The organism is Schlesneria sp. (assembly GCF_036405755.1).
Classification (GTDB): Bacteria; Planctomycetota; Planctomycetia; order Planctomycetales; family Planctomycetaceae; genus Schlesneria; species Schlesneria sphaerica.
The window spans coordinates 1-9611 of record NZ_DASWWZ010000629.1 but is presented as its reverse complement, the minus strand read 5'-3'; the positions used below and the strand labels follow the sequence as shown (position 1 = coordinate 9611).

Below are 9611 nucleotides of genomic sequence, written 5' to 3'. Positions count from 1 at the left end.
CCGCGACGCTCTATGCCGCACTCAACGAGGAATGCGACGTTGCCTCAACCTGCAGCGATTCTCCCGTGGCGTTTTAGCCGCAGTGAATTCGGCTGTATGCAGACTGCGGATCTCTGCTGAGACGACAGTGCTTCTCTGCCGTCTCAGCAGAGATCCAACCGCCCCCTTTCTCTATAGTTCTTGTCCTACGGCTTCATTGCCTTGGCCCTACAGGGGAATGAAGGCACTGTGAGCGCAACCTCGGGTCGTCGAGACGTCTATCCTGCCCGTCGACCTGACGAGCGAACATCCGCAGAACGAACCTCCAAACGATTACTTTACAAACTCGTCGAGTATCCGCTGGAGCTTTTCAAAGTCAGATGGCTTGATCAAATGATGATTTATACCCGATTCGATGGATCTTTGTCGGTCATTATCGTCGCCGTAACCGGTCATCGCCACGATCAACACTTTTTCAAACTCGGGCTGTTGCCGCAACTTCTTGGCCACCTCGTACCCGTTCAGTCCTGGCAAGCCTATATCCAGTATGATGACGTCGGGCCGGTAATCGAGAGCTGCTTCGATCGATGTCGGACCATCATGCACCGTCAGCGCTTCATAGCCCAACTGCAATAACAGCATTCCCAGCGTCTGCGCACCATCTTCGTTATCATCGACGATCATCACCTTGAGGGACGAGTCCACGCGGCCCTTCGTTTCCTTACCGCGCACCACCATCCGATGTTGAGGGGAAGCGGATAACGGCAGGAAAAATCCAAAATCACTTCCTTGACCCGGGGTACTGATGACGTTGATTCGGCCACCGTGCAGTTCCACCAGCCGTTTGGCCAGTGACAAACCGATGCCTAAACCACCGTTGGTTCGGTCGTGCAGCCGATTCCCCGTAGTAAACGACTCGAAGATTCGAGGAATTAATTCAGGGTCGATCCCGACGCCCGTATCGGCGACGTGGATTTCGCATTGGTCCCCAGTCGCACTTACGGTCAATGACACTCTCCCACCGGGGTTCGTAAATTTTGCCGCATTGGAAAGGAGGTTGGCAAGAACTTGTTCTAACCGTGCAGGGTCAGCCTCCAGCCAGATCGACTGCGGTTGAATGGAGATTTCAAACTGATGACCGAACTGCTCCAGAAGGGGGCGGACATCTTCGATAGCGTTGTCGACAATTTCACGCAGGGGGCAGCGAACCTTCTCGATCTGAATCGCCCCTCTCGACATGCGAGATACCTCCTGCAAGTCGTCGATGACCCGCTTTAATTGTCTGACCTGTCGTTCGATGATTGCTCGTGCATGCTGCTGAGTCTTGCTTTCATTGGGTTGAAGTCCCAGAAGTTCGAGGGCACTGGCAATGGGGGCCATCGGATTTCGTAATTCGTGGCTCAACAGTGCAAGAAATTCGTCCTTCTGCGGAGTCTGCATCCCGAGTTCACTCGGTCGCTCACCTGTGACGTCGAATGCCTGACTTGTTGAGTCCACATTGACTATCTCAATCGCGAGCAACACCAGATCAAGGCGATCGGCATCCACTGGAAACGGACGAGCGGTCATTCGTACAGTACACCTTTGTGCCTGCGGCGAAACGTACTCAACCTGAATGTTATCTACTGGCTCACGTTGTTTGAGAACGCGTTCCAACATGGATCGGACGGGGGGTAGATCCCATTGCCCATTCGCAAGACGAAACAGAACCTCATTCCGGGCATCTTTCTCGTCGACGGAAAAGTTGGCATGGAATGCCGAGTTCCCGAGTCGCAACCGCAGTTCCCGATCCAGAATCACGTACGGCTGTTGAATCGTGGAAATGATCTCGCCTGCCAGCGCGAGTAATCGAGAATCCTTTAATTCGGTTTTGACGTCGCCTGTCACATCATGGAGGGGGTGCTCCAGATCCTTTGTCCGATGGTCCAGAGCACCTGGGTGAGATTGGTCGTCGCTCATTGCCTCACCCGCACGCTTCTTGACGAATTTGAGCGATGGTTGATCAGGATTGGTTCCCTTCTTCGATGTGGACGATTCGAGATCAGCGTTGTTATCCATGGAATCGACTCCCTGAACGTGTGCCCCGGCTCGGTAATGGCAGGCGATCAGCAATCAAGCGAGCGAAAACGCTCACAATCCCGATTCTCATCCTTCCCGCGGGGTACATCTTCCTAGTAAGCCCCGCAACCTGTTCAATCTCCGTGCCAATTCTAAGAAATTCGGGTCAGCACGGTGGTTTGCGCTCAAGAGAAGGACCTTCTGAACTTCGGCCGCCAGAAGTTGCTCGAGGGCCCTCTCGATGAATGGGCCAATGCATGGCATCAGTTCTCCGGCTTCACACACAGTGAACGGGTGTTGGCTCCCCAAACAAACCCGGATCTCTGACCGGCGTTCGCATGCGCGATCAGTGCGGATCCAGAGTTCGATCGGGAGGAAGAGACAGAGCCTGCTGACATTGCTCCAGTAATTGATCGAGTCGACTCCTGACGGCTGACCCGGATGGTGTCGCAGTGAGGATTGATTCCAGCAAATCACGGGCATCGGACGGACGGCCAACCTCGAGGAGGGCCGTCGCCAGATGCACGTAGGTCTCATACAGTGCTGGTGCCAGGCGAGTGGCAGTTTCCAGATAAGGAATCGCTTCTGGCGCACGCCCCGACTCCAGCAATTCCAGTCCCATGTTATACGGAATCGATACCGACTTCAGGTCGGTTTCGAGTGCGTGCTTATAGTGGCTGAGAGCCTCCGTTGATCGCCCCAGAATGGAAAGTGCCACTCCCAGATTATTATGTGCCGTCGCCGACTTGGGACGAATGGCGAGTGCCGCCTGGTAGAACCGAATTGCCTCCGGGGCGTTGACCGAATGCAGGGAATTTGCCAAGACCAGATTCGCCAGAAAGCTGTCAGGGTGATCATCCTGAACTTGTGTCAGGAACGGAACCGTATCCAGACCAGCCGCCTCCATTCGATCACCCAGAACCCTCAATGATTGCACAGGTCGCCCTGCTTCCGGGGCAGATTGCTCAAGTGTTTGAAGCGCGTCAACGTGATTCCAGTTCTCTGGATCGCGTAAACGCAGACTCCAGGACGAAGGTGCGATATCAGCTTCTCGAATTACTTCCAGCACCCATCGTCTCTTGCGGGCATCCACTTCACACACGGACCAGTCTTCGAGAAATGTCACCAGAAGTGATCGAATTTCAGAGCTGCGAATCCGTTGTCCGGCCTGCTTCGACTCTGCCCCGACGTCTCCCCACCCCGCCATGGAAAACAATGTGGCATAGTTCGCAGCCGCATTCAGACGATTCACGCGGTCACCGTCAGTTTCCTTGAGCACCATAGATCGCTTGGTTCCTGCGGAATCGAGGTTCTCTACCAGAGATAGATCCGAAACAGCCTGGTCGATCCGCTGCCTCAAATCACCTGATCCCCCGTCTCCAAGCTTCTCCAGAATGGCACGTGCCTCGGCCAATCGTCCCTCCTGAATCAGTTGCACCCCCGATTCCAAGCGAGCCGTCAACCGGCTTTTTTCTGCAAGTCGACTCGCAACGAGTGCCCCATTTTGGAGCGAGTCGATGATGATCAGTCCAATCAACAAAATCCCCGTAACCGCAAGAGTGGTAGGCAAGGGGTTACGACGAATCCAGCGAGCACACCGCTCGATTCGACTGACGGGTCGTGCTCGAATCGGTTCATGCCTGAGAAATCGAGCAAGGTCTTCAGCCAACTCGCCTGCCGTCGCAAATCGCCGTATGGGGTCTTTCTCCAGACATTTCAAGCAGATCGTTTCCAGGTCTCGCGGCACTTTCGCATTTCGGCGCGACGGCGGATCAGGATCGACACTTGTCAGACGGCGCTCCGTGTCTGAGAGAGTGGTCCCCTTGAAGGGGGGCTCACCCGTCAGCATTTCGTAGAGGATCGCCCCCAAGGCGAAGATGTCGATTGCGGGGCCGACGGCGGTCGGATCGCCCGTCATCTGTTCGGGAGCCATGTAGCTGGGCGTTCCCATCCGCGCACCTGTATGAGTCAGTCCATCGTCCGTATTAAGACGCCGCGCCAGTCCGAAATCATTGATCTTGGGAGTACCGTCTCTATTCAGCAGGACATTCGCCGGCTTGATGTCACGATGAATGATTTCAGACTGGTGGGCCGCATGGACCGCATTCGCCAAAGTCGCGATCATCTGCGCAGACTCGGTCACGGGTCGGGGTGAACGGGCAATCTTCTCTGAGAGATTGCCCCCCTCTACGTACTCCATCGTAAAATAGGGCCTCCCGTCAACATCGCCAATGTCGTAAATCTGAACAATGTTCTGATGCTTTAGCCGCGCAACCGCCTCGGCCTCGCGCAGAAATCTTGCGTGTTCCTGCCGACTGGCGTACTGTCCCGACAGCAGCATTTTTAGCGCGACCACCCGATTCAATTGCAGGTGCACTGCCTTATACACAACCCCCATTCCGCCCGCACCAAGCACAGCTTGCACGTCGTAACCCGGGATTCTGGGGAGCCCCGTCTCGCCGAGATTTACCGGGGACGTACTCTCTTCAATCGCCATTGACGGAAAAAGCGAATCGAGCTCGGCTTCAAAAGCTCGTACTTTCCGCAGGCGTGCTTTGACTTCCCCCAGCAACTCCGGAAGTTCGACACAGACTTCTTCGGGTGTCCGATCCGAGTCGAGAATCTCTTCAATCAATTCATTGATTTGTGAGTCATTCGACAAAGCAGACTCCCAGGATCTCAGGGTAGCAGGGTAGGGGGGCGTTCCACTTTCGGTCGTGACTTGCGGGCTTCGATTCAGCTTCCACCCAGCGGTGCAGCCGAAGGATTCAAATCACCCAGTTTTTCGTAAAGCAGGATCAAACTGCGATTCAGTCGGCGCTGCACCGTTTTGGTGGAAGTCCCCAGAATCTCAGCGACTTCCGGGTGCGTCATTCCCTGAATTCGGACCAGACTGAAGACTTCCCGTTCGTCCTCGGGAAGCACTTCGATTGCTTCGAGCATCCGCCTGGCGTTAGGTGTCAACTGCGAGACACTCGATTCGGGTGACATGACGAAATCGTCTTGCAATCCCAGCGCTTGTGAGCGATCGTCGAGCCTTCGCGCCAGATCATTCAGTTCCCACCGCATGTGCTGATTGGCCAGCGCGAAGAACTGTCGCACGGAGGTCGGTCGCACTTCCTGCATGGCTTTCAGCAACCGATCAACCACGGAACTCAGCAGTTCTTCCGTCTGCAGGTTCATCGGCGGCCGGGTCAATCGGGGGTAACTGCGAACCAGCAGCGAACGACATAACAAGTGCAGACGACTGACCGAACTATCGATCAGACTTCGAATGATCGGATCTGCCGGAGCATCACCACTGAGTCGAGCCAATTCAACCAGATAGCGCTGAACAGCAACAGTGGTTTCACCTTGGTTCATCGGTAAACGCTCGAATGTCCCCGAAATTGACAATGACCGCTCGGCAGGAAGTGAGAAGCAGACGGATCGCTGAATCTCAATACGGCTCTCATGTTGCTCAACGGAACGCTGCCCCGTGTAGAAGCCAGCAAGCAGAGGAAAGGATGTTACCATAGCTTCGTCGCTCGTCCAATCGTGGTTCGCAGTGACCGCTTCCGTTTTGTGTCCATTCCAATACTCAGTTGCCTGCACATAACACTCGCCGGTACATGGTTCACGAGGCAACCGAGGATGGCCTCTCCCATGTCCCGCGAGCGACGGCGAATTTTGCGGACTTGTACATCCCTCCTTTGAAGACTGCCCGGCGATTCCGTCTCATGCACATTGCGTCAAAAGTCACAGAATTCGTTGCGACCACGGTTATCCCTCGCTAGCCTATCGATCCCATTGTCCGTATCGGGTCTTGGAACGCCAGGAGTATCACTATCGGCATACCGGTCAATCTGTTTCCTCATGCCCCGCCGTCAGGAGACAAGCGGCGAATCGTCAAGTTTACGACGAACGAAATTTTGCTCGAACACGGGATTGCCCACCGGATCGAGTTTCGCGAAAAGCGTTGTAATCTGACCCTGAAGAACGTGACCAATCGGCGTCAACCGGTCAACGTCCGCGTGTGGGTCCTAAACAAATCCCTGATTCAGTTGTGGCATCAGGCGGAAAAATGGACGCTCTCTTCACTGCAGCCAAACCAGATTCACGTATTTAGTTGGGACTTTAATCCCACCGTACCCGACGTCATCTGGAACGTGAAGGCCCGCGGACAAGCCCCCGCGTGGATTGTCATCGACGCAATCTAAGCTCCCGTACGACCGCCTACTCAGAGGTTACCCCCTGGCTTCGCTTCCAGTTTTACAGTTTTCCGGTACCTCGCGACGTCCGACGCTCGATACGTCACCATCGAAGGCCATCACGCGGTCTGTTAGCATGAAATCATTCTCGGCAGGCTGCCAATCCTGCAACTTAGTTCATGCCAAAACTTCCTCTGCTGTTGGGGATTTGAATGGATGCGAAGTTTCTGCCCGCACAAGCTGCGATTCGCGCCGACCAGCCAGAAGAGCTGGAACAGTTGATACGTGCCGATTCCACCCTGGCCACTGATCGATCGCTGAGTGCAGGGGATCATCCGACACTCTTATGTTGCCTTGTGCTGGAGATGCCGGCCCGCCGCGAGCTGGACCGTTTGATTCGTCTTTTTTCCGAACAGGGTGCGGAGCTGACCGAGGCATTGACTGCCGCGGCGAGCATCAACAATACGACGGCCATCACGACACTTCTGGACTTGGGGGTTCCCATCGCAGGGGATCGAAGCTGGTCTCCACTCGATGAGGCCCTTTACTGGGGTCATGCGGATTCTGTTGAGCTCCTTGTGAAACATGGTGCACCGATCGACAACATTCGCAAGTATGCCGCACTCGGACATCTCGACGGAATCCGACGCTGTTTCGGTGACGCGGGTCTGATCGTCGAGACAGCAGGCGAAGTCGACTGGCCGTTTGGAAATTCAATCGAACCCACGATCCGCAGCGATCCCCAACAGATCACCAACCACGCCTTGATCTACGCTTGCGCGTGGGGCCAGCTTGATTCAGCGAACGAACTCATCACTCATGGTGCAGAAATCAATGCGATTCCTGCCGGATTTGACTTCGCCGGGACGCCGCTGCACTACGCAGCGCTCAATAATCGTCGAGAAATGGTCGAATGGCTGCTCTCTCAAGGAGCCGATCCGACCATCCGCGACACGAAGGTCCAAAACACTCCCGATGGCTGGGCTGATTATGCCCGTCATCGACAACTTGCCCAGTTGCTCCATACTGCACGAGAAACCTGGCCGACCTCGCACAGAAATGAAATGAAATTCGCCCCATAGACTGCGTTTAAGTAACAATCAGAGGTTTTCAAACCTGACTGCCGAGGTCATGGCACCCAGCATGACTTGTACGTTAGAGCACGGCGACCGTACATGCTGAAGCGGTGTCTTGAAACAATTCACCTTGAGTCGCCGGCTGAATCACATCATTCAAACGGACCCGTTACGAAGTCACAACAACTCGTCTTCAACTCATCGTGCAGTTCACCGCTACTTCCGAATATTGTAACTGGTGATCAGGTTTCGATAGGCGGGAAGATGATTCGAGAACAACGTCCCCAGTCCATCGACGTCGTTGCGCCAGTCCCGATGCAGTTCACAGGCGATTCCAAACCAGCTCATCAATTGAGCTCCGGCTGCTTCCATTCGTGACCAGGCAGCATTCCGAGTGGTCAGATTGAAAGTCCCTGACGCGTCCGTCACGACAAAGACCTCATATCCAGCTTCGAGCGCTGACAAGGCGGGAAATGCGACACAAACTTCCGTCACCACGCCAGCAATAATGAGCTGCTTCTTCCCTGTCGCTTTCACGGCTCCAACAAACTCTTCATTGTCCCACGCATTGATCTGGCCGGGCCGGGCGATGTACGGAGCATTCGGAAACAACGCTTTCAACTCGGGCACGAGGGGACCGTTCGGCCCCTGTTCAAAGCTTGTCGTCAGAATCGTTGGTAAATTGAAATACTTCGCGGCATCTGCGAGAGCGAGTACGTTGTTCTTGAACTCATCGGGAGAAAAATCGCCGACGATATTGCAGAGGCCGGACTGATGATCAACGAGCAACACAGCAGCGTCATTCTTATCGAGCCGACGGTATTGGAAGTTCGTGGGCATTTGCTCTGCTCCGAAGTTGCGAAAGGATGAGATACGGATTGGGACCGAGTTGTTTACTCTCAGACCAACGACCAAGTGCGATTGGAACCGACGGAAGTATAGAGATATGACCTCACCCGGCAACTCGACGGAGCTTTCACTTAAACCCCGTCCTATGCGTCTGGCTGCAAAGGACGGTCGCAGCCCCTTCGGCCGATCTCCCATGACGGCAGCAATAGGCTGTTCGCGGCACAATATCGACATTCGTCATATTTTTCTCTTACGCTCATACGATGAAAGCGCTATCCACAAAAATTCACACATTCTTTCGATGCTTCAGCAGACCGGTTCCTCAGTATGGTGAGATCCCTCGCTGCAGGAATGAACTCAAACCCGACTCCCCCACGTGCCATCCCAATTGACATCGATTTCAATCCCGGATCGTCCTGGAGCCGAGTTTCATGCCCCTTCCCACGAAGTACAAAGCCTTCGGCATTCACAGCGAAGTTGCTGGATTCTCGGATCAACACACAAACCCGATGGCCGCATCGCATTGAGCGGGCGAAGACTACGCACTAAAACTGCACCGTCTGTGGAACGGCGACTGATGCTGATCCTTCCTCAGGCCGGTCTCGTCACCATTAGTTTGTTTGACTGCATCCAGCAAAAGCGGTCTGCGATCTTGATTTCTTGACAGGGGGTCAGCAATGTCCAGGTTCGTGCGACTGATACTGATTTTAAGCTCGCTCATCGCCACCGCGCTTCTTGCCGAAGAGGAACGTCCTCTTCTGATTCCAGCCCAGGCTGGTATGAGCGACGAAGTTCTCTGCGAGATCGATCGACTCATCGCCGACGCGATCAGCAATGAACAGTTGCCGGGTTGTGTTGTGCTGATCGGCAGGTCCACAGGTACTGTCTGGCTCAAGGCGTATGGCAATAAGCGAATCGAACCTGACTCCGAAGTAATGACAGTCGAGACCGTCTTTGACCTGGCATCCCTGACCAAGCCACTGGCAACCGCGACGAGTATCTTCAAACTGGCAGAGATGCAAAAACTCATCATTGATGACCCCGTCGTGAAATACATTCCTGAATTTACAGGCGAAGGTAAGAACGAGATTACGCTCCGGGACATGATGGTCCATCGCAGCGGCATGATCCCCGACAATGCACTAAGCGACTATCTCCAGGGCCCGCAAGTTGCCAGAGAACGACTCTTTGCCTTGAACCCAATTGCCCCTAATGGAACAAAGTTCCAGTACTCGGACGTCAACTATCAAATTCTCGGCGAAGTCGTGGCCCGGATGTCAGGTGATTCGTTGTCGGACTTCGCGAGGAAGCACATCTATGAACCGCTCAAGATGAACGAGACCGGCTATCTACCGCCTGAGTCCCTGCGGGCTCGTGCAGCCCCGACCGAGCGGCGAAACGGATCGTGGATTCAGGGAGAAGTCCACGATCCCCGGGCGTACCGAATGGACGGTGTTGC

At 54.6% G+C, this 9611-nt stretch carries 7 protein-coding genes; 3 read left to right on the top strand and 4 right to left on the bottom strand.

The annotated features are described in order from the left end of the window. Positions 1-312: 312 nt before the first annotated feature. The 3 genes from VGE80_RS20975 to VGE80_RS20965 all read right to left on the bottom strand — a co-directional run bounded on the left by VGE80_RS20975 (position 313) and on the right by VGE80_RS20965 (position 5553). A complete protein-coding gene (locus VGE80_RS20975) occupies positions 313-2037 on the bottom strand; it encodes an ATP-binding protein (protein ID WP_440593997.1) in 1725 nt (574 codons plus the stop codon). 346 nt (positions 2038-2383) lie between these two features. Further along, positions 2384-4699, bottom strand: a complete 2316-nt coding sequence (locus VGE80_RS20970) for a protein kinase domain-containing protein (protein WP_440593996.1) — start codon at positions 4697-4699, stop codon at positions 2384-2386. A 74-nt stretch (positions 4700-4773) separates the two neighbouring features. Further along, positions 4774-5553 carry an RNA polymerase sigma factor gene (locus VGE80_RS20965; protein ID WP_373652491.1) on the bottom strand — a complete coding sequence of 260 codons (780 nt, stop codon included), beginning with the start codon at positions 5551-5553 and terminating at the stop codon, positions 4774-4776. A gap of 395 nt (positions 5554-5948) precedes the next feature. Between VGE80_RS20965 and VGE80_RS20960 the strand changes: the two genes are divergently transcribed. Both VGE80_RS20960 and VGE80_RS20955 read left to right on the top strand, forming a co-directional pair. Beyond that, a complete protein-coding gene (locus VGE80_RS20960) occupies positions 5949-6236 on the top strand; it encodes a hypothetical protein (RefSeq protein WP_373652492.1) in 288 nt (95 codons plus the stop codon). Positions 6237-6439: 203 nt separating this feature from the next. Beyond that, complete coding sequence (locus tag VGE80_RS20955) at positions 6440-7309, top strand: ankyrin repeat domain-containing protein (RefSeq protein WP_440593995.1); 870 nt, start codon at positions 6440-6442, stop codon at positions 7307-7309. Positions 7310-7519: 210 nt separating this feature from the next. Here the strand turns inward: VGE80_RS20955 and ycaC are convergent, their stop codons facing one another. After that, positions 7520-8143: an isochorismate family cysteine hydrolase YcaC gene (gene ycaC, locus VGE80_RS20950; RefSeq protein WP_373652494.1), complete on the bottom strand. Its 624-nt coding sequence runs from the start codon at positions 8141-8143 to the stop codon at positions 7520-7522. Positions 8144-8829: 686 nt separating this feature from the next. Between ycaC and VGE80_RS20945 the strand changes: the two genes are divergently transcribed. Then, on the top strand, positions 8830-9611 hold a 782-nt coding region (locus tag VGE80_RS20945), incomplete at its 3' end, for a serine hydrolase domain-containing protein (RefSeq protein WP_440593994.1).